We start from the raw sequence: 20,311 nt of genomic DNA on the forward strand, positions 1-20,311 counted from the left end.
AGATGCGCCGATCAAACCAGCTGACGGCCCTTGGCGTCGATCGCGGTTGCAACAACTTCGTCTGTCGCCTCGTCCGGCAACAGCATCTCGTTATGGGCTTTGCCTGACGGGATCATCGGGAAGCAGTTGGCAAGGTTTGCGACACGGCAGTCGAAGATGACTGGCTGCCGGATTGCGATCATCTCGGCGATCTTGTCGTCCAGCTCCTTCGGATCGTCGCAATACATGCCGACCGCGCCATAGGCTTCCGCGAGTTTGACGAAGTCAGGCATCGCTTCCGTGTAGGAGTTCGACAGACGGTTGCCGTGGAGCAGCTGCTGCCACTGGCGCACCATGCCCATATACTGGTTGTTCAGGATAAAGATCTTGACCGGCAGATCGTGCTGGATCGCGCAGGACATTTCCTGGATGCACATCTGGATCGACGCGTCGCCGGCAATGTCGATGACGAGCGCATCGGGATGCGCGACCTGAACGCCGAGAGCTGCCGGCAGGCCGTAACCCATCGTGCCGAGACCACCCGATGTCATCCAACGGTTCGGCTCTTCGAAACCGAAGAACTGTGCCGCCCACATCTGGTGCTGGCCGACCTCGGTCGTGATGAAGGTCTTGTGACCCTTCGTCGCCTCGTAGAGACGCTCGACCGCGTATTGCGGCATTATGACGTCGGTCGAGTTCTTGTAGGAAAACGACTTGCGACCCCGCCAGCTCTGGATTTCGCTCCACCAGTCGGAGATCTGCGCCTTGTCCTGCTTTTGCGGCAGGGCGCGCCACAGGCGAACCATCTCTTCCAGAACATGACCGACATCACCGATGATCGGGATCTCGACGCGGACATTCTTGTTGATCGAAGACGGGTCGATATCGATATGGATCTTGCGCGAGTTCGGCGCAAACGCATTCAGGCGTCCGGTGATGCGGTCGTCGAAACGCGCACCGACGCAGACCATGACGTCGCAGTCATGCATCGCCATGTTGGCTTCATAGGAACCGTGCATGCCGAGCATGCCGAGCCAGTTCTTGCCCGATGCCGGATAGGCGCCGAGCCCCATCAGCGTCGAGGTGATCGGGAAATCCGTCAGCTCAATCAGCTCGCGCAGCAAACGCGCTGCTTCCGGACCGGAATTGATGACGCCGCCGCCTGTGTAGAGGATCGGCCGACGGGCCGAAGCCATCAGCTGGACGGCTGCCTCGATTGCCTGCATATCGCCGGCAAGCTTGGGCGCGTAACTCTTGTTGGCAGGCGTCGCGCCTGGTGGCGTATAGGTGCCGGTCGCAAACTGGATGTCCTTCGGGATATCGACGACAACAGGTCCCGGACGGCCGGACTGGGCGATACGGAACGCCTCGTGGATGACACCGGCCAGCTGGTCAACGTCCTTGACGAGCCAGTTGTGCTTGGTGCAGGGGCGCGTGATGCCGACCGTATCGGCTTCCTGGAAGGCATCCGAGCCGATCAGGTTAGTCGGAACCTGGCCGGTCAGACACACGAGCGGGATCGAATCCATCAGCGCGTCCTGCAGCGGCGTGACCGCGTTGGTGGCGCCTGGACCTGACGTGACGAGCATGACACCGACCTTGCCGGTCGAACGGGCATAGCCTTCAGCCGCATGGCCGGCGCCCTGTTCGTGGCGAACGAGGATGTGCTTGATGTCATCCTGCTGGAAGATTTCGTCATAGATCGGCAGGATCGCGCCGCCGGGATAGCCGAAAATATGCTCGACGCCGTTATCCTTCAGCGCCTTCAGGACGATCTCTGCGCCCGTCATCCTGTTATTCGTATCCGTCATCATCGTCATCCGTTCACTTCTGGATTTACCGGCGGCTCCTCCGAGCCGGTTTGAAGACATAAAAAAAGGCCCCCTTGAGGAGCCTGTCTTTCCGCGCATGGGTGGCTATCGCCGGACGGTTACACCGTCCTGCCCATGCGCGTTCCCACCACGATAAGTGCGTTCGAAATCTTCATGGCCGTGAGTGTTAGCCGGATATGCCCCATTCGTCAACGCAGACCGTCAGCAAAAACGTCATCTCATTGAGATCGCTCGCAGTTCACGCCGAAAGTCACGAGGTCCTACACAAGTTGTTAAGCCGGCAAGGCTACAGTCGCGAGATTGGAGGAACCTGATCTCCATATCACCTTTCGATTGCCACCCCATTTGCAGGGCCGTTACTGTTGTTGAACAACGACCTTCACCGTTCGATCTCTGCCGGGGAGCAAGAGCGTCGCGATGCCCAGAAAATCGGTAACCGGATGCTGGGCCGTGTCGTCGCCTGCAACGGCTCGCATGCGACGATCGCAGCTGTCGCCGAGCATGGCGACACCGATCTCACCGAACTCTGGTCCGTCGGCCGGCTGATCTCCATTTCCGTCGGCAGCAACCGCGTCGTCGCGCTTGCCTATTCGATGCAATCTGGCGAACGCCAGTGGGCGGAAGGTGAAGACACGAAATTCCACATCGAAGTCGAGCTGCTCGGCGAGGTCCGTGTCGGGCATGATGGTCGCGAAGAGTTTTCGAGCGGCATTTCCGCCTACCCCTATCTCGGCGCCATTGCCCATCGTATCCGCTCGGCCGACCTTCTGCGCATCTACGATGCCGGCAAGAACGATACGTGCACGATCGGCAAGCTCAGCCAGGATGAAAGCATCGATGCGGCAATCCATGTGCCTTCAATGCTGTCGAAGCATTTCGCCATCGTCGGCTCCACCGGCGTCGGCAAGTCGACAGCCGTTTCGCTTCTCCTGCACAAGGCGATCGAAGCTGACCATCGGCTCCGCGTTCTGATCCTCGATCCGCACAACGAATTTGCGGCAGCCTTTCCCGATCATGCGGTCGTTATCGATACCGACACGCTCGACCTGCCTTTCTGGCTGATGCGCCTTGAGGAATTCTCGGAAGTCATTTTCCGTGGCCGCCCGGCTATCCCCGAAGAGCTCGACATCATGCGCGACCTCATCCCGGAAGCAAAACGCGCTTTCAAGGGAAGCGATTCGGGCCTGATGCGCCGCTCGGCTTCGGAAAAAAGTTCACTGACCGCCGATACGCCCGTCCCTTACCGCATGGCCGATCTGCTGGCCCTGATCGACGAACGGCTCGGCAGGCTGGAGGGTCGCTCCGACAAGCCGTTCCTGCGCGCTCTGAAAATGCGCATCACGTCGGCGATCAACGATCCGCGCTACCATTTCATGTTCTCCAACAACACGATCCAAGACACGATCATGGAGACGATCGCGCATATCTTCCGCATTCCCGGCGACGACCGGCCGATCTCGACGTTCCAGCTTGCCGGCATCCCATCGGAAGTCGTGAACTCTGTCGCCTCTATCCTCTGCCGTATGGCGTTCGAGCTTGCGCTCTGGAGCAATGGCGCAATTCACATGCTCGTTGTCTGCGAGGAAGCGCACCGCTACGTACCGGCGGACCGGGAGCTCGGGTTTGCGCCGACCGTGCAGGCCATCTCCCGCATCGCCAAGGAAGGCCGGAAATACGGCGTTTCCCTTGGCATCATCACGCAGCGCCCCGGCGAGCTTGACCAGACGATCCTGTCCCAGTGCTCGACACTGTTTGCCATGCGCCTGTCGAATGAACGGGATCAGGTCATCATCAAGTCGGCGATCCCGAATTCGTCGATTTCGACGACGAGCTTCCTGTCGTCGATCGGCAATGGCGAGGCAATCGCGTTCGGCGAGGCCATCTCGGTTCCCATGCGCATGCGCTTCTCACGCGTCGAGAAACGCTATCTTCCAAAGACCAACAGTCTTGCAAACAAGGGCAGCGAAGAAACGCCCGACACGGTTGATTTGCGTTCGATCGTGTCCCGCATGCGCTCGGTCACAGCGCCGGAAATCTCATCGTTCCAGCAGAGCTATTCCGCCAATCCACCCGCCCCGGAGGCAGGTCTGCCGATCCCCCCCGAAGACAGGCAGGCTGTGCCGGCCGCCGATGACGCGGAACTGAATGACTGGCGGCGTGAAATCGGCAGCGGTATACCGCCGCTCGATGCGCCTGCCCCGCGCTCGCCGGAGCCGCCCTCGTTGGCACCCTACAGATCCGACATGCTGCCGACCCCGCGTGCAGCGGAGCGGCTTGCACCGCGCTTCCCTGAACGCGACAGGCCGGTTGAGCGCTTTGCCGAGCGTCCCGTGGAGCGTCAGACCGACCGGCTCACGGATCGCCCGCCCCCCATTCACGACCGTTTCGCCGATCTTCGTCGGCAGGTTTCGTCCGAGACTCCGCGACCAGGCTCGCCGTCACTGGAACCGCGTCCGAACGCATTCCTGCGGCGCGAAGCTCCGCCAAGGGAAGGTTCGTTGCGCGATGGCCTTCTCAAGAAGCCGCTGAGCAGTCTCTACGACAAGGACTGATCGCGAGCGAGCGCCCTCACGACGCGAGGCGCTCCCAGCTTTCGTCCATCTGGTTGCGGAACCAGGTCATCTGACGCTTGGCGTATTGCCGCGTCAGCGCGGAGCCACGCTCGATGACCGCGTCGCGGGTCATCCGTCCCGCGAGCATTTCGCCGATCTCCCGCACGCCGATCGCCTTCATGATCGGCAGGTCCGGGGCCGGATCGCAGGCGAGAAGCGATTCGACCTCCTCGACTGCGCCCCCATCCAGCATCTTGACGAAGCGGGCATTGATACGATCGTGCAGGATCTTTCGATCCGGCAGAACGACGATTTTGCGCGCTCGCAACGGATCGATGATGACCGGGCCTGCCTTGCCCTGAAACTCGGTGATGGACCTCCCGGTCTCTTCCAGCACCTCCAGGGCCCGCAGGATCCGCTGTCCGTCCATCGGCTTCAGATTGGCGGCAACCGCCGCGTCACGTACCGATAGCTCTGAGTGAAGTGCCTGCGGTCCCTCCTCCTTGAGCCGCAAGCGCACACGGCACCGAATATCCTGGGAAATCTCCGGCATGTCCGAAAGACCGCCCGTGAGCGCCTTGAAGTACAGCCCCGTGCCGCCGACGAAGACCGGAATCCGCCCCTGTTCTTTCAAGACCGGCAGGACTGCGGATACGTCCCGCTGCCATTCGCCCGTCGAATAGGCGTGCGTCGCCGGCACATGCCCATAGAGGTAATGGGTGATGTCCGCGGTCTCTTCCTCTGACGGACGCGCGGTGATGATCCTGAGCGTGTCGTAAACCTGCATGCTATCGGCGTTGACGACGACGCCGCCGCATTCGCGTGCCATGCGAACGGCAAGCGCGGACTTGCCGCTGGCAGTCGGCCCGGTTATCAGGATCGCATCAGTATTTTGCATAAGGTCGGTCATATGGCTTTCGTTGCCACGCTCATTGCCCATCCGTCAAACCCCGTTCTCACTCCGGCCATCGCCGAACGAGCCGCCGAGGCGGTCAATGCCTCCGGTCTCTACTGGCTGGCAGACGGGATCGCCTGCGATATCGCCCTTCGCGACGGCACCGATCTCTCGGCTGCGGAAGAAACACTTCGCGGCTTGATCGGCGAGGAGCGGATCGATGTCGTGGTGCAGGAGGCGGAAACCCGGCGCAAGTCGTTCCTCATCGCAGACATGGATTCCACCATGATCGGCCAGGAATGCATCGATGAACTCGCCGACGTTGTCGGTTTGAAGGACAAGGTGGCGACGATAACGGCACGTGCCATGAACGGCGAGATCGCATTCGAGCCGGCGTTGAGAGAACGGGTGGCGCTCTTGAAAGGCCTGCCGATCGGCGTCGTCGACGAGGTCATCGAGAAGCGGATCACGCTGACATCGGGTGGACCGGAACTGATCGCGACGATGAAGGCGAAGGGTGGGTACACGGCACTCGTGTCCGGTGGCTTTACCGTTTTTACGAGCCGCATCGCCGCAATGCTCGACTTCGACATCAACCGCGCCAACATCCTTCTCGAAGAAAACGGCATCCTGACCGGCGAAGTCGCCGAACCCATCCTCGGCAAACAGGCCAAGGTGGATGCACTGGAAGAGATCGCCCGCGAACTCGGCATCCCCCCTGATGATACGATTGCTGTCGGCGATGGCGCAAACGACCTTGGCATGCTCGGCATCGCAGGCTCCGGCGTGGCCCTCCACGCCAAGCCCACTGTTGCGGCCCAGGCCAAGATCCGAATCGACCACGGCGACCTGACCGCGCTCCTCTATATCCAGGGCTACCGGAAGACGGATTTCGTCATTCCCGGCTGAGGCTCCACAGAGGGATGAGCAACACCATGCAGCCGCAGCCTGTCGCAACCACGCTCCTTGAAACTTCACGCCTCGTCCTGCGCCGCTGGCTCCCCACGGACCGGGACCTGTTCCGCGAAATCAACGCGGATCCTGACGTGATGGCGTTCTTTCCGTTCCGTCGCAGCCACGACGAATCGGATGCGTTCCTCGGGAAGCTGAACGACATGTTTTCCGAAAACGGGCTTGGCTTTTACGCGCTCGAACTCAGGGAAACCGGCGAGCCACTCGGGTTTTGCGGGCTGACCTATGCCAATATGCCGGGGATTTTTCCGGCCGAAACGGTGCAGATCGGCTGGCGTCTGGCTGCCCGTTACTGGGGCAATGGCTATGTGACGGAAGCGGCAGAAGCGCTGCTTGATTTCGCCTTCGTGGAGAAGGACATCAAGGCTGTCGTCTCGTTCGCCGTAGCGGACAATAACCGCTCGACGGCTGTCATGAAGCGCCTTGGAATGCATCGGGCGGCCGGCATGGATTTCGACCATCCGCGCGTGCCGGAGACGCATCCCCACCTCAAGCGCCATGTCGTCTATGCAATGACACCGGAGGAATGGACAAGGCGGAACGCCCGCCTTGTCGAGAAAGCCTGAACTCAGGCTATTCCAGTGGAAGTGCCACGAACCGCAGGTTTCCGGTCTTGTCGGCCACCATGACATGCGCGTTGCGGCGGCCTTCCTTCTTCAGCACGTCGAAGCGCTTGGCGACCTCACCCGGGTTCTCGACGAAGTCCTGGGCGATTTCGACCACCACGTCGCCGGCCTTGAAGCCCTTGGCAGCGGCAACCGAACCAGCCTTCACCTCGGACACCACCACGCCCTCGACGCTTTCCGCGATCCCGAACGTCTTGCGGTGCGCCTCATCCAGCACGCTCAGCGTCATGCCGTAAACCGTGACGGGCTCGCTGCTTTTCTCGCCGGCGTCCGGGGAGCCGCTGTCATTCTTGCCCTGGTCATCCGGGGACTGATCGTCAGGGCTTTGTGCGTCTGGCGACTGTCCATCGGGTGCTGCCGGCTCATCGCCATCTGCGGCATCGGCCGTATCATCGAGTTGCCCGAGCGTGATGCGGACGGTCTGTTCCTTGCCGTCGCGCAGCAACCGCACCTCGACATCCTTGCCTACTGGGCTTTCGGCAACAATCCGCGGCAGATCGCGCATCGAACTGACCGACTGTCCGTCGAAGGCGAGCACGACATCGCCCGACTTGATTTCACCGTTCTTGATCGGACCGTTTTCAACGACGCCGGAAACCAGTGCTCCACGGGCCTTGTCGAGCCCCAGGCTCGCTGCAATATCGTCGGTGACCGGCTGGATGCGGACACCGAGCCAGCCGCGGCGGGTCTCGCCGAACTCGATCAGCTGATGGACGATGTTTTCCGCAAGTTCTGTCGGGACGGCAAAGCCGATCCCGATCGAGCCGCCGGAGGGCGAAATGATCGCCGTGTTGATCCCGATGACCTCGCCGCGCATGTTGAACAGCGGTCCGCCGGAATTGCCCTTGTTGATCGCCGCATCCGTCTGAATGAAGTTGTCGTAGGGCCCTGCATTGATGTTTCTGCCGCGTGCGGACACGATGCCGAGCGTCACCGACCCGCCAAGACCGAACGGATTGCCGATCGCCATGACCCAGTCGCCGATCCGGATCTTCTTGGAATCACCGAAGGGAACGGCCTTGAGCGGCGTCTTGGACTCGACCTTCAGCACGGAGAGGTCGGTTTTTGTGTCGGTGCCGACCAGCCGGGCCTTCAACTTACGGCCATCCGGGAAAATCACCTCGATATCGTCGGCGCCTTCGATAACGTGGTTGTTCGTCACCACATAGCCGGAGGAATCAATCACGAAGCCGGAGCCGAGCGAAGACACCTTCTGGTTTCCGCCCTGATTGTCCTTGTCGTCGAAAAAGTCGTCGAAGAATTCCTGGAAGGGTGAGCCCTCCTGGATCTGCGGCTGCGGGCCGGCACCCTGGTCCTTGACGCTCTGCGACGTCGAGATGTTGACGACGGCGTCGAGCAGGCCTTCCGCCAGATCGGAGATCGGCGCTGGACCGGCGGGCACTGCGGACTGGCTGACTAAAGGTGGCGGATTGAACTTGTTGCCGACTGGCGCTGGTGGCGCGGGCAGCATGCCGCCGGGCTGAGTGGCCGGCTGGCTGTTAGCCTGTGGAGCCGGCGCCTGTCCCGGAGGTGCCGGGGCTTCCCCCTGCGGAGCGGGCGCCTGTCCCTGAGGCGCTGGCGCCTGTGGCCGAGGGGCCGGGGCCTGGACCTGCTGCGGCTGGGCCGGACTTTGCGCCAGTGCCTGAAGCGGACTGACCATGACGGCAACCACTAGACCGAGGCTCACGGAACCCTTCAAGGACGATAGTTTCGAATGGCCCATTGGCATCCTCGTTTTCTGTCACGGTGTCTGCCGCGGCAGAAAAGCATCCGTGCAACCCACAACGTTACGCATTGATAACTCGCGCCCCGTTCTGAAGAAAGCATAGGGCGGAATAACGGCCGGGAAAATTACCTTTTCGTGAAACCGCGACCATCAGCGCACATGGATGTGGATGACGGGTGAAAAGGGCAGTTGCGAAAAGGGCGGCCATGACAGGCCGCCCTTTTCTTGAGTGCTTAGTTCGTCGGTTGCGCCGGTGCCGGCTGGGCTGGCGTCGGCTTGGCCGGTGCAGGCCGTCCCGCTGCAGGCGACGTTACCACGCCGTCCGACGAGTTGAAGAACCGGAAGAACTGTGAATCAGGCGAAAGCACCAGGGTCGTATCCTTCCCGGCCATCGAGGCGACATAGGCGCGCATCGACCGGTAGAACTGGAAGAACGACGGATCACGCTGGAACGCTTCCCCGAAGATGCGGTTACGCTCGGCATCGCCCTGACCTCGGATGATCTCCGAATCGCGCTGCGCTTCCGAGACGAACTCGACAACCTGGCGGTCGGCGATAGCACGGCGGCGCTGGCCTTCTTCGCTACCACGGGCGCGGATGAGTTCCGCTTCCGCCAGACGCTCTGCCCGCATGCGCGCAAACGTCTGCTGCGAGACTTCCTGCGTCAGATCGGTGCGACGGATGCGGACATCCTGGATCTTGACGCCAAGCGTTTCGGCGGCAACGTCGAGATCACGCTTGACCTCGGTCATCATCGACGCACGCTCTTCGGAGAGTGCTTCAGTAAAGCTGCGCAGACCGTAGACGCGGCGCAGACCGGCGTCGAGACGCGTGCTGATACGCGATTCGGCAGACACGCGATCGCCCGAAACCGCTTCCCGGAAACGCTGCGGGTTTTCGATCCGGTAGATCACGAACGCGTCGACTTCATAGAACGCGCCGCCGCGGACCTGAACGCGGATATTGTCGAGATCCAGGCGAAGTGCGCGGTCCTCGATATACTGAACGCGATCAGCGTCGGCAAAGGCGAAGGGAAGCTTGAAATAGATCCCCGGCTCGTTCTTCACGCTCTGGATTTCACCGAAGCGAAGCACGAGCGCCTGCTGCCGTTCGTTGACGACGAAGACCGACGAGTAGACGAGGAACAGGAGAACGGCGAGACCGATCAGGAAAGCGGGCAATTTGTTCGAGATCATCAGTTGCCCCCCTGTGCGGCTGCCGGCCGGTTGATTTCATTGAGCGGCAGATAAGGGACGACGTTCTGACCCTGCTCGATGATGACCTTGTTGGAGTTCTTCAGAACGTTCTCCATGGTCTCGATGAAGATGCGTTCGCGCGTCACGTCCGGTGCGTTCACATACTGGTCGTAGATCGACACGAAGCGCTGCGCTTCACCCTGAGCCTCGTTGACCGTCTGGTCACGATAGGCGGACGCCTCTTCGCGGACCTGCGCGGCCTGACCACGGGCGCCACCAAGCTTCTGGTTGGCGTAGCGATTGGCTTCCTCGACGATACGGTCTTCGTCCTGCTCGGCGCGCTGGACCTCTTCGAACGCGTCTGCCACTTCACGCGGCGGCGCTGCATCTTCGATCGGCACGGCGTTGATGGCAATGCCTGCGCCGTAACGGTCCATCGTGCCCTGAATGATGTCGCGCACCTGCGTCGACATGCCTTCACGAGCGTCGCGGAAAATATCCTGAGCCGGGCGGCGTCCGACGACTTCGCGCATGGCGCTGTCTGCAACCTGCTGCAGTGTCTGGGCCGGGGCCTCGACGTTGAAGAGATAGGCGCGTGGATCGGTGACGGTGAAGAGGACCGAAAACTGGACGTTGACGATATTCTGGTCGCCGGTCAGCATCCATCCGGCGTTCGAATTGGTGGCACTGCTGCGCGCACCGATATTCTGCTGCTGCTCGGTGACCTTGACGATCTCCACCGTTTCGAACGGCCAGAGATGGAAGTGAAGGCCCGGCATGGACAGTTCTTCCTTGGGCTTTCCAAACCGAAGTTCGACGCCCCGCTCGTCCGGCTGAACCGTATAGATCGATTCGAATGCCAGGAATGCGAGAACGGCCAGAAAGACGACCGCGACTGCTCCGCCGTTGAAACCACCAGGCATAAAACCCTTCAGCCGGTCTTGGCTGCGCCGCAGGATGTCTTCGAGGTCAGGCGGTCCGCCATTTCCCCCTCCGCCACCACCGCCGCCGCGCGGACGGTTCGGGCCTTGTCCCCAAGGTCCTTGATTGTTACCGCCGCCGCCGCCGCCCCATGGGCCGCCGCCGCCATTCTGATTGCTCCAGGGCATCAAAACCTCTTTGTTAGTGCTACTCCCTAACCGGTCGCCTGTCCGAGCCGCCTGAAATGCAGCAGCTCGCGGTCCGTGCCCCCGGTCATGCCGTTATAAGTATCGGAAGAGCCGCTTTCAACGCAGCTTCAATAACTTCCCGGTGTTCGGTAACGAATTATGTCACTTTGGCATCGATCGGCGGCTGTAGACAGCAAAACGGGTCGCAAAGCTGTCGCGCTCGCCGGCCGGGACGAAGATCTCCTCGATCTTTTCGTACACGGTTGGATCGATTGCTGGAAACATCGTATCACCGTCTGCAATATCCGCTTCCACATGGGTCACGTAAAGTCGGTCTGCCAGATCGATTGCTTTCGCGTAGATTTCGCCGCCTCCGAGAATGCCGACCTCTCCGGCACCGGTCGCTGCAGCGATCTCCCTCGCCCGCGCGATCGCCTGCTCGAGGGACGCCGCCGTCTCCACACCCTCGACCGAGAGATCGCGATTGCGGGTGACCACGACATGCGGGCGGCCGGGCAGCGGCTTGCCGCCGAAGCTGTCGAGCGTCTTTCGCCCTACCACCATCGGCTTGCCGAGCGTCATCGCCTTGAAACGTTTGAGGTCGGTCGACAATCGCCACGGCATGTCGCCATCTCTGCCGATGACATTGTTGCGCGACACCGCGACGAAGATTGCGACCGGAACCGCCATCAGACTGCAATCGGTGCTTTGATGCTGGGATCAGCGACGTAATTCTCCAGCGCAAAATCCTCAAAGCGGAAGGAGAAGATGTCCTTCACATCAGGATTGATGCGCAGTGTCGGCAGCGGCTTCGGCTCGCGCGTCATCTGCAGCTGCGCCTGTTCGAAATGATCCGAATAGATATGCGCGTCGCCAAGCGTATGCACGAAATCGCCAAGCTTCAGCCCGGTCACCTGCGCCACCATCATGGTCAGGAGCGCGTAAGAGGCGATGTTGAACGGAACCCCCAAAAATATGTCCGCCGACCGCTGGTAGAGCTGACACGACAGCCGCCCCTCCGACACGTAGAACTGGAACAGGCAATGGCAGGGCGGCAGCGCCATGTCGTCCACCTGTGCAGGATTCCAGGCTGTGACGATGTGCCGGCGCGAGTTCGGGTTGACCTTCAGGTTCTCGATCAGGTTGGCGATCTGATCCACATGACCGCCATCAGGCGTCGGCCATGAGCGCCACTGATATCCGTAAACCGGACCGAGATCGCCTTTTTCGTCTGCCCATTCATCCCAGATGGAGACACCATTTTCCTTGAGATAGGCAATGTTCGTATCGCCCTTCAGAAACCACAAGAGCTCATGGATGATCGAGCGCAGATGCAGCTTCTTCGTGGTGAGGACCGGGAAACCCTCGTTCAGATCGAATCGCATCTGGTAGCCGAAGACCGAGCGGGTACCGGTCCCGGTGCGGTCGCCGCGGTCGGCGCCAGTCTCCATCACGTGCCGGAGAAGGTCGAGATACTGCTTCATAGGTCTTCCGCCGATTGGTCGAGATCGTCCTACATAATAGCACGAAGCCTACTCACCAATCACCTCCCCGTCACCGGCGCGGCTTTTCCAAGCTTTTCACGTTGATGATAGGAATATGACGAGACCTCTTTTCATCCGGTTCGCAAACCCCTATATCACTCGTGCCGGACTTCGGTTCGGATATGGCGATAAACGGTCGATGAAATAAGCCTATTGGACCCGGGGGCGGTACCCGGCGCCTCCACCACAAACCGGTCGGTCAATCTGGACCGGCTTGTGATGGGGGCGAAATAGGATCGACAAGGGTGTAAAGATCGAACTTTTGCTCGGCATGATACCGCCGTTATCGGGTCACAAGTGTAGTTGCAAATGACAACAACGCTAAGGGTTACGCTCTCGCTGCCTAATGGCGGTGCGGGAAACCCGAACTAAGTCCTTACGGTTAGCCCCGTAAGGCGGGGTCCGGAGGCACCTGGCAACAGAAGCCTTCACCTTCGCTCCCCGGTGGAATATCATGACATGACTCGACGCCGAAGCGGACTTCCCCGCGGGCGCGTCTCGTGACATAAGCGGCGTTTGAAGAGCAATAGAAAGACAGGATCGCATGGGGCAGGATCACATCCGCTACGATATTCTGGCACAGGACGCCCTCCGCGGCGTTATCCGCAAGGTTTTGTCCGAGGTCGCGGCAACCGGCAGACTGCCGGGTGACCACCACTTCTTCATCACATTCCTGACCGGCGCACCCGGGGTACGAATCTCTCCGGCGCTGAAGTCGAAATATCCGGAACAGATGACGATCGTCGTCCAGCACCAGTTCTGGGACCTCAAGATCACCGATACGCTTTTTGAAATCGGCCTGTCGTTTAACGATACGCCGGAACGCCTGGTCATCCCGTTCAACACGATCCGCGGCTTCTACGACCCGTCCGTGAATTTCGAACTCGAGTTCGAAGTGCCGATGGTCGAGGAAGGCGAAGTTTCTGCCGAGATCACCGCGATCCCGGTCGATACCACGCCAAAGGTTGTGGATGCGGATGCCGCCACCGGCGAGGACAAGAAGGAAGGCTCCGTCGTCTCCCTCGATTCGTTCCGCAAGAAGCAGTAGGCAGACACGATGTGCGCCGAGATCGTCAACCTTCGGCAGTTTCGCAAAGGCAAGGCGCGTTCGCAAAAGGACGCGGCTGCCGAACAGAACCGCATCAGCTTTGGCCGCACCAAGATTGAAAAGCAGCTGACGACGGCCCTCAACGAAAAAGCGGGGAAAACCCTCGATCAGGGCAAGCTCGAAAAGCCTTCTCCGGAAACGGACGAACGGCGTTAAGGCTTCGTTAGGCTGACTCATGGCAACGGCTTGACCGTGCGCATGCGACATCCTCAATTGCGCTCCATCAATCACCATGAGGGTGACGGGGCCTACACTTGATCCGAAAACATTCTGCGACCCTGCACGGTCATCGAACGAGTTTTTCGCTGGAAGATGAATTCTGGCATGAACTGAAATCCATTGCTGCCAAACGCGGCATCAGTCTGGCCGCCTTGATCGCCGAGGTCGACGACGGTCGTTCGGAAGACAACAATCTTTCCTCTGCACTCCGCCTGCATGTGCTGCGCTGGTTCAAGACCTCGCTGGCAGACTGTCTTGCCGGGCTGCCAGCCAGGCGCTGACGGTCAGCGTCCTCCCGCCCCCCATTTGCTCTGATCAGCGTGCCGCCGCACTCACGGCTGCACGCCCGGCAAACTTGGGTTTGAGGAGCGACCCGTACCCGAAGGCTGCTCCTGGAAAAGGTCGCCGGCGGGTGGCATCGTGAACGGCGCCGGCGCCGATGGCTGCTGGTTCTGCCTTTGGATTTCCCGTTGCCGCTCCTGCTGGAGCCGGGCTGCTTCAGCGCGCCTTGCTGCCTCCTGCCGTTCGGCTTCCTGGCTTCTGCGTTCTGCCTCCGCCGCCTCCTGGCGTGCCCGCTCCTCGGCCTCTGCCTTGACGCGTGCCGCCTCCCGTTCCACGCCACGAAATGTGTAGAGCGCGACTTCGCGGCGCAGCCGCTGTTTCTCGAGCACGCTTGCCTGCAGCGTCTCGACGCGGCGGCGTTCCTGTTCGAAGGCACGCAGTGACAGGAAGTTTGCCATTGCGGCCATATCAATGCGCTGTTCCGGCTGCTCGAGCGATCCGGAATAACCGAGCGTGACAGTCGGTTCTCCCCCCGCCACAGTCTCTTCACCCGCATCGTAACGGACCGACAGCCCGGCATCGATGCGGCTATCGACAAAGTCGAGCACGCCCTCAGCCGAGACCTGTGCGGCGCCGGCCGTTGCGGTAAAATTCTGAACCCGTGCGGCGCCGCCGGTAATCGTCATCGGAATGGTGACGGACCCGAGCCGGGTTGTCCCTTTCAGGACCTCAGTTGTCACGATCGGTTGAACCGCTGCCTCCTTGACCTCGCCCTGCAGCCTGTCGGCACCGGCAAGAACTGGCGCGAGCGCATCCGGATTGATCCCGGCAATCTCGAAATTCTTTAGGCGAATCTCGCCGGAGCCGCTGACGCCATGCATGAGTTCGTCCATGCTCTTGCCCGTCGCCTCGATGCTGACAGTGCTGTCCAGCCTGCCAGCCGCGACCGGTGTGCCACCCTTCTGCCAGACGAGCGGCGCGAGGTCGGCGTTTTCGACCTGCAGCTTTGCCTGGACGATACCGGTCGCATCGCCGTTCGACATCATCAGCCGTCCGGACAGCTTTCCGCCCTGCCAGGTTCCGGACGCGTTGTCGATCGTCAGACCACCGGCTTTGCCGTTCACCTTGCCCGAAAAACCGGTGATTGATCCAAGCGCATCCGCCCGGAGCGTTTTTGCCGACAGATTGATGCCGACATCCGTCGATCCAATCAGCGGCGTGGCGAACGGCGTCTTTGATGGGGCGCCTGTCACGCCATTCTCCATCGGCCCGAATACCGCCTCGCCCATCCAGGCAAGATCGATCGTGTCGACAGACATGTCGCCGGTAACAGGCAGGCCGGGAGCGCGGCGATCGGCGGATAGCGATCCACCGACAGTGTTTCCGGCAAGATCGCCACTGAGGCCAGAGACTTTCACGGCATCTGCCGAAAGCTCGACATCAGCCGCGAGATTGACAGGCAGTCCGCTGCCGAACTGCGGCAGGCTGACACCGGTGACCAGCAGATAGGGCTCGATATCGGCGCTCTTGAGCGACACCCGCGCCCGCCCTTCGCCAAATCCGGCATTCTGGATATTCACGTCGCCGGCCATCAGCAGCGACGTCTTGGGCGTCGTGAAGCTCAGTTCGGTGGTGGCCGCGTGCTGTTCCTTTTGCTGCAATGTCAGCGCCAACCGTCCCGCGCCGTCACCATCGAAAGGCAAGGGATCGAGACCGGCTTGACCCAGCAGGACCGTCGCCTTCGGGTTGGCAAGCGATGCAGACAGCGTCATCGCGTTGCCGGCCGTGAGATCGAAGATGCCGGGCAGCTTCAGATCTGCATCGACAGTGCTGCCATTCGCCTTGCCGCGCAGCTTGATATTCGCACCGCCAAGACCGCTACCGCCGAGTGAAATATCGGCGATCAGATCCGAATCCGCATACCAGCTGCCGTTGCGGGCCAACCGGTCGAGCAACGGATGATGCGGCAGCCGGTCCCGCAGCATGGTGATGAAGGACGTGGGGTCCGGTGAACGGAAACTGACCGACCCGGTCCCGGCGTAGGAAACCAGCGAGCCCTCGACCCTGCCTTTGGCGGACAGGGTGGCGCCCTCGATATCTCCGACAGTCAGCCGCTCCAGCGACAACACGCCCTCGGCCACGCTGAACGCGGTATCGACCTTGGTTGCGACGACGCCTAGAGCCGTCAGCCGGTCGGCCTTGAGGCTTGCTGCGATCCGGTGGTCGAGCACATCCTGACCGGCATCGTCGCCGGTGACCAGCGAAGCGAGCGCGCGCATGGCGTCGATATCGATCTCGTTGCCGGCAAGCGCCATGGAGAGGCTTGGCGCCTGACCGTTCGGAGACTGGCGCTCCAGCCTTCCTTTCAGCGTTGCAGGCCCTATCCCAAGTTCCAAGGCTTCGAACCGCTGGAGTTCCGGCGTGAGGTTCACCTTGGCCGAGAAACCGGCGTTTTTCAGCTGCCTTATCGCAGGATCAACGCTGCCGGACAGCCAGTCGGCAAGGCCGGAGGGCTGTGTCGACGCGACCAGCATGTCGCCGACAAACGCGGTTCGGTTTGCAAGGTTGAGATTTCCCTTGGCCTCCAGCTGGGTGCGGCCCGGCAGGGTGGCAGTCACGTTGTCGACGGCCCAGCCGCGCCCGGCCGGTCTGACGTCGAGATGGATGTCGCGGATCGTTGTGTCGTTGAAGACGATTGCCGGCAGCTTGAGGTTGACCCTTCCTGGCACCTGCGGGATCGGGATCGATGCCACCATCTGCACGAAGGCATTGAGGCGACGCTGCGCGGAGGCTGCCGGATTGCGACCGGTCTTTGCCTGGGGACCGTCGCTCAGCCGGTTGACGTCGATCTGCTGGCCATCGGCCGTCAGCAGGAATTCCGGCTTCGGCCCGGTATCGAGCGTCGCCTCACCTGTGACGATGTAAGGGTTTTCCTTCGGGCCGACCTCGACCCGGTATTGCGGAATGCGGGCGCGCTCGCCGGTCAGTTCGAAATCACCGGACACGCGCGGACCGGGCGGCGGCGCCTTGACCGGCTCGGACTCGTCTTCTTCCTGCAGGAAGGCAAGGTTGAACTTGCCGTTGTAGCTGGGCTTGTTGTCGACTGCGGCGAGTTCGCCATCGAAATCGACCACGACCGGATGGGCATCCGGCCAGACGCGAAGCCGCAACGGAATATGACGTCCCTCGGCGGCGGCTTCACCGCTTGTCAGGCTGAACCGGGCCTCCTGGCCATCCAGCACCGCATTGCCCTCGCCGCGCCACGGCCCGGCAAGTGTGCCCGCCGACAGGTCGGTGGACAATCCGGTCATGTGGCGGACCTGGCCGTTGCGATCATCGATGATCTCGATTTCGCCACCCATGATATGGACGTCTTCGAGAATGACGCTGCGGGCCGCGATCGTCGGGCGACTACCGCGCAGCCATTCGAACGTGCCGTCCTTCAGGATGCGGAAACGCACCTTCGGCTTGTCGATGCGCATATCGAAAATGCGTGCTTCGCCGGAGAGAAACGGCGCGAGCTCCATATCCATCGAGAATTGCGCCACCTGCACCAGCGGCTGGCCATCGACATCCTGGCCGACGCGCACGTCGTGCAGCGTGACCGACGGAAACGGCAGGATCCGGGCATCGACCGAGCCATGCACGGCGACCTTCTTGCCGAGCAGACGGCTGGCCTGATCCTCGAAAGCGACGCGGAAGCTTGACCAGTCGACAAAGAACGGCACCAGCAGCGCCGCAAATAGCGCCGCCACGACCAATCCGCCCAAAGCCAACATGATGCGTCCGAGCACCGGCCTATCTCCCTGTTTCTACGGCAAGAGTAGTTCCACGCGCTGGACTGGCAAGTCAATCATTGGGGAGTGTTATTCCGCAATGCGGAAGATCTTTCCCGGATTGAAGAGGTTTTGCGGATCAAAGCCTTTCTTGATCGACCGCATCAGCTCGACGGCACCGCCCAGTTCCTCGTCGAGATAGGACATCTTGCCCTGCCCGACGCCGTGTTCGCCGGTGCAGGTTCCGTCCATCGCGAGAGCACGGCGGCTCAGGCGTCCTGTAAACGCCTCGACATTGGCAACGGAAGCCGGATCCTTGTCGTCGAAAAGCACGAGAACATGGAAATTGCCATCGCCCGCATGGCCGACGATCGGGGCCAGAAGCCCCGCATCGCGAATATCGGCCTGGGTCTCGGCCACGCATTCCGCCAGCCGCGAGATCGGTACGCAGACATCGGTGGAAAGGCCGTTGAGCGACGGATCGAGCGCCCGTCCTGCCCAGTAGGCATTGTGGCGGGCGTTCCACAGCTTGGTGCGCTCTTCGGCATTGGCAGTCCAATGGAACTCGTCACCACCACAATCGGACGCGATCTCGGCGAACTGTTCCGACTGGATGCGGACCGTTTCCTCGGTGCCGTGGAATTCGAGAAACAACGTCGGCTTCTCCGGGTAGGATAAGCCCGAATAGGCATTGCAGGCGCGGATCTGCACGTCGTCGAGAAGTTCGATACGGGCAACCGGAATGCCCATCTGAATGGTCATGATGACGGCATCGCAAGCGGCCTCGACGCTCGGGAAGGCGCAAACGCCACCGCCGATCTTTTCCGGAATGCCCTGAAGCTTCAACGTCACCGACGTGATCACGCCGAGTGTCCCTTCGGAGCCCACGAAAAGCCGGGTCAGATCGTAGCCGGCCGAGGATTTGCGGGCGCGCCGCGCGGTGCGGATCTCTTCGCCGTCGGCGGTAACGACCGTCAGCGCCAGGACATTGTCCTTCATCGTGCCGTAACGCACGGCGTTGGTGCCGGACGCCCGCGTCGACGCCATGCCGCCGATCGTTGCGTTGGCGCCGGGATCGATCGGGAAGAACAGGCCGGTATCGCGAAGTTCGCGGTTCAGCTCCTCACGCGTCATCCCCGGCTCAACGGTGACGTCGAGATCTTCGGGGCTGATGCGAAGGACCTTGTTCATGCGGCTGAAATCGATCGAAATGCCGCCGGACGGCGCATTCACCTGACCTTCCAGAGAGGAACCGACGCCGAACGGGATCATCGGAACCCGGTGTTCGCCGCACACCTTCACCACGGACTTCACGTCGTCGCCCGTCTCGACAAACACGACGCCATCGGGAAGCTGGCCCGGAAGGTAGGTCGTGGTATGGGCATGCTGTTCGCGGAACGACTGGCCGGTCTGGAACCGTTCGCCGAAAGCCTGTTTCAAGATCCCGAGGACCGCGGCAATGCCCTCCTCGTTCCGTTGGCCTGCCTTCACGTCGCGAATTGCCATGCTACGTCTCCTCAAGATGCTAGGGCTTGGTTAGGAGACACGGCAAGGTTTGTCCAGAACGAACAACCCCGCATCGGTACGGTGGGTTTATCGCGCGAAGCGGCGCGCCCCGGCCACACAGAGGATGACGGCCAGCGTCACGACGATCATCATCGGGCTGATGCTTTCACCGAGCAGCAGGGCGGCAAGCACGAGGCCGAAGAATGGCTGCGTCAGCTGCAGCTGGCCCACCGCAGCAATGCCGCCCTGCGCCAGCCCGCGGTACCAGAAGATGAAACCGATCAGCATGCTGAAGAGTGAGACATAGCCGAGGCCAAGCCATGCCGGCATGCGGATTGCTGAGAAATCCGGCGGCAGCTGCGTAAGCGTGATGACGACCATCACCGGCAGAGATAGAACAAGCGCCCAGCAGATCACCTGCCACCCCCCGAGCGTCCGCGACAGGCGGCCACCTTCCGCATAACCGAGGCCGCAGACGAGAACCGCGGCAAGCATCATGCCGTCGCCATAGGGTGACGCCATCACACCCTGCGACAGCGCAAAACCGGCAACGCAAGCGCTCCCGGCAATCGCGAAGATCCAGAATGCCCGCCTGGGTCTCTCGCCACCGCGCAGAACCGCAAAGCATGCCGTCGCGAGCGGCAACAGAGCGATGAAGACGATGGAATGGGCCGATGTCACGTGCTGGAGTGCCAGCGCAGTGAGAAGCGGAAAACCCACCACGACGCCGAGCGCGATGACCACAAGAGACACGAGGTCGCGGCGCGACGGCCATTTCTCCCGGAAAACAAGGAGAATGCAGAGCGCGAGGATGCCGGCAATCGCGGCACGGGCAACGGTTAGAAAAACCGGATCGAACTGCGTGACGGCAACCCTTGTCGCCGGCAGCGACCCGCTGAAGATGATCACGCCGATCATGCCGTTGATCCAACCTGAAAGAGAACGATCCATAAGCCTTTAAACCCCCTGCCGAAATCCTTCGACGCTTA

General features: G+C 61.4%; 16 protein-coding genes and 1 other RNA gene. 7 read left to right on the top strand and 10 right to left on the bottom strand.

Annotated elements, in window-relative coordinates:
* Nucleotides 1–11 precede the first annotated feature (11 nt).
* Complete coding sequence (locus tag IFT66_RS06250; protein WP_192077156.1) at nucleotides 12–1,790, bottom strand: acetolactate synthase 3 large subunit; 1,779 nt, start codon at nucleotides 1,788–1,790, stop codon at nucleotides 12–14.
* 383 nt (nucleotides 1,791–2,173) lie between these two features.
* Here IFT66_RS06250 and IFT66_RS06255 point away from each other — a divergent pair, with 383 nt between their 5' ends.
* Nucleotides 2,174–4,363 (top strand): helicase HerA domain-containing protein, encoded by a 2,190-nt coding sequence (locus tag IFT66_RS06255; protein WP_092660659.1) that lies wholly within the window; start codon nucleotides 2,174–2,176, stop codon nucleotides 4,361–4,363.
* Between the two features lie 16 nt (nucleotides 4,364–4,379).
* Here IFT66_RS06255 and miaA read toward each other — a convergent pair whose 3' ends face one another.
* Entirely contained in the window at nucleotides 4,380–5,273 is an 894-nt protein-coding gene (miaA, locus tag IFT66_RS06260; RefSeq protein ID WP_192077009.1) for a tRNA (adenosine(37)-N6)-dimethylallyltransferase MiaA, read from the bottom strand.
* Between miaA and serB the strand changes: the two genes are divergently transcribed.
* Together serB and IFT66_RS06270 are read left to right on the top strand one after the other, a co-directional pair.
* The gene (gene serB / locus IFT66_RS06265) at nucleotides 5,274–6,167 is read left to right on the top strand and encodes a phosphoserine phosphatase SerB (RefSeq protein WP_192077010.1); all 894 of its coding nucleotides are present in this window, start codon (nucleotides 5,274–5,276) and stop codon (nucleotides 6,165–6,167) included.
* 14 nt (nucleotides 6,168–6,181) lie between these two features.
* Nucleotides 6,182–6,796 (top strand): GNAT family N-acetyltransferase, encoded by a 615-nt coding sequence (locus tag IFT66_RS06270; RefSeq protein WP_249406348.1) that lies wholly within the window; start codon nucleotides 6,182–6,184, stop codon nucleotides 6,794–6,796.
* 7 nt (nucleotides 6,797–6,803) lie between these two features.
* Here IFT66_RS06270 and IFT66_RS06275 read toward each other — a convergent pair whose 3' ends face one another.
* From IFT66_RS06275 to IFT66_RS06295, 5 genes are all read right to left on the bottom strand, one after another.
* Nucleotides 6,804–8,579 carry a Do family serine endopeptidase gene (locus tag IFT66_RS06275; RefSeq protein ID WP_446737866.1) on the bottom strand — a complete coding sequence of 592 codons (1,776 nt, stop codon included), beginning with the start codon at nucleotides 8,577–8,579 and terminating at the stop codon, nucleotides 6,804–6,806.
* Nucleotides 8,580–8,815: 236 nt separating this feature from the next.
* The gene (gene hflC, locus IFT66_RS06280; RefSeq protein ID WP_192077011.1) at nucleotides 8,816–9,778 is read right to left on the bottom strand and encodes a protease modulator HflC; all 963 of its coding nucleotides are present in this window, start codon (nucleotides 9,776–9,778) and stop codon (nucleotides 8,816–8,818) included.
* The gene (gene hflK, locus IFT66_RS06285) at nucleotides 9,778–10,887 is read right to left on the bottom strand and encodes an FtsH protease activity modulator HflK (protein ID WP_062456280.1); all 1,110 of its coding nucleotides are present in this window, start codon (nucleotides 10,885–10,887) and stop codon (nucleotides 9,778–9,780) included. The genes hflC and hflK overlap by 1 nt, the downstream gene beginning before the upstream one ends.
* A gap of 162 nt (nucleotides 10,888–11,049) precedes the next feature.
* Entirely contained in the window at nucleotides 11,050–11,577 is a 528-nt protein-coding gene (locus IFT66_RS06290) for a dihydrofolate reductase (protein ID WP_092660653.1), read from the bottom strand.
* Complete coding sequence (locus tag IFT66_RS06295) at nucleotides 11,577–12,371, bottom strand: thymidylate synthase (protein WP_062456273.1); 795 nt, start codon at nucleotides 12,369–12,371, stop codon at nucleotides 11,577–11,579. The genes IFT66_RS06290 and IFT66_RS06295 overlap by 1 nt, the downstream gene beginning before the upstream one ends.
* Nucleotides 12,372–12,495: 124 nt before the next feature.
* Here IFT66_RS06295 and ssrA point away from each other — a divergent pair.
* The 4 genes from ssrA (at nucleotide 12,496) to IFT66_RS06315 (ending at nucleotide 14,039) form a co-directional block, all read left to right on the top strand.
* Nucleotides 12,496–12,864, top strand: a transfer-messenger RNA (tmRNA) gene (gene ssrA, locus IFT66_RS06300).
* A gap of 111 nt (nucleotides 12,865–12,975) precedes the next feature.
* A complete protein-coding gene (locus IFT66_RS06305) occupies nucleotides 12,976–13,479 on the top strand; it encodes an SspB family protein (protein ID WP_062456270.1) in 504 nt (167 codons plus the stop codon).
* 9 nt (nucleotides 13,480–13,488) lie between these two features.
* Nucleotides 13,489–13,695, top strand: coding sequence for a DUF4169 family protein (locus tag IFT66_RS06310; protein WP_062456267.1), 207 nt, complete (start codon nucleotides 13,489–13,491; stop codon nucleotides 13,693–13,695).
* A gap of 98 nt (nucleotides 13,696–13,793) precedes the next feature.
* Nucleotides 13,794–14,039, top strand: coding sequence for a ribbon-helix-helix domain-containing protein (locus IFT66_RS06315; protein ID WP_062456265.1), 246 nt, complete (start codon nucleotides 13,794–13,796; stop codon nucleotides 14,037–14,039).
* 51 nt (nucleotides 14,040–14,090) lie between these two features.
* On the opposite strand, the gene IFT66_RS06320 is transcribed toward IFT66_RS06315, so the two are convergent.
* From IFT66_RS06320 to IFT66_RS06330, 3 genes are all read right to left on the bottom strand, one after another.
* Nucleotides 14,091–17,819 carry an AsmA family protein gene (locus tag IFT66_RS06320; RefSeq protein WP_199864761.1) on the bottom strand — a complete coding sequence of 1,243 codons (3,729 nt, stop codon included), beginning with the start codon at nucleotides 17,817–17,819 and terminating at the stop codon, nucleotides 14,091–14,093.
* 87 nt (nucleotides 17,820–17,906) lie between these two features.
* Complete coding sequence (locus IFT66_RS06325; RefSeq protein ID WP_192077013.1) at nucleotides 17,907–19,322, bottom strand: FAD-binding oxidoreductase; 1,416 nt, start codon at nucleotides 19,320–19,322, stop codon at nucleotides 17,907–17,909.
* Nucleotides 19,323–19,409: 87 nt separating this feature from the next.
* On the bottom strand, nucleotides 19,410–20,273 hold the full coding sequence (locus tag IFT66_RS06330; protein ID WP_062456257.1) for a DMT family transporter: 864 nt from the start codon (nucleotides 20,271–20,273) through the stop codon (nucleotides 19,410–19,412).
* Nucleotides 20,274–20,311: the final 38 nt, after the last annotated feature.

Source organism: Rhizobium sp. CFBP 13726, from assembly GCF_014841925.1.
Lineage (GTDB): Bacteria > Pseudomonadota > Alphaproteobacteria > Rhizobiales > Rhizobiaceae > Neorhizobium > Neorhizobium soli.

Bases quoted from the DNA above. Each gene is read 5' to 3' on its own strand.
- IFT66_RS06305 (WP_062456270.1), top strand. From the start codon at position 12,976: ATGGGGCAGGATCACATCCGCTACGATATTCTGGCACAGGACGCCCTC.
- IFT66_RS06295 (WP_062456273.1), bottom strand. From the start codon at position 12,371: ATGAAGCAGTATCTCGACCTTCTCCGGCACGTGATGGAGACTGGCGCC.
- hflC (WP_192077011.1), bottom strand. From the start codon at position 9,778: ATGATCTCGAACAAATTGCCCGCTTTCCTGATCGGTCTCGCCGTTCTC.
- IFT66_RS06270 (WP_249406348.1), top strand. From the start codon at position 6,182: ATGAGCAACACCATGCAGCCGCAGCCTGTCGCAACCACGCTCCTTGAA.
- IFT66_RS06250 (WP_192077156.1), bottom strand. From the start codon at position 1,790: ATGACGGATACGAATAACAGGATGACGGGCGCAGAGATCGTCCTGAAG.
- IFT66_RS06290 (WP_092660653.1), bottom strand. From the start codon at position 11,577: ATGGCGGTTCCGGTCGCAATCTTCGTCGCGGTGTCGCGCAACAATGTC.
- IFT66_RS06275 (WP_446737866.1), bottom strand. From the start codon at position 8,579: ATGGGCCATTCGAAACTATCGTCCTTGAAGGGTTCCGTGAGCCTCGGT.
- IFT66_RS06320 (WP_199864761.1), bottom strand. From the start codon at position 17,819: ATGTTGGCTTTGGGCGGATTGGTCGTGGCGGCGCTATTTGCGGCGCTG.
- IFT66_RS06330 (WP_062456257.1), bottom strand. From the start codon at position 20,273: ATGGATCGTTCTCTTTCAGGTTGGATCAACGGCATGATCGGCGTGATC.
- hflK (WP_062456280.1), bottom strand. From the start codon at position 10,887: ATGCCCTGGAGCAATCAGAATGGCGGCGGCGGCCCATGGGGCGGCGGC.
- IFT66_RS06325 (WP_192077013.1), bottom strand. From the start codon at position 19,322: ATGGCAATTCGCGACGTGAAGGCAGGCCAACGGAACGAGGAGGGCATT.
- serB (WP_192077010.1), top strand. From the start codon at position 5,274: ATGGCTTTCGTTGCCACGCTCATTGCCCATCCGTCAAACCCCGTTCTC.
- miaA (WP_192077009.1), bottom strand. From the start codon at position 5,273: ATGACCGACCTTATGCAAAATACTGATGCGATCCTGATAACCGGGCCG.
- IFT66_RS06310 (WP_062456267.1), top strand. From the start codon at position 13,489: ATGTGCGCCGAGATCGTCAACCTTCGGCAGTTTCGCAAAGGCAAGGCG.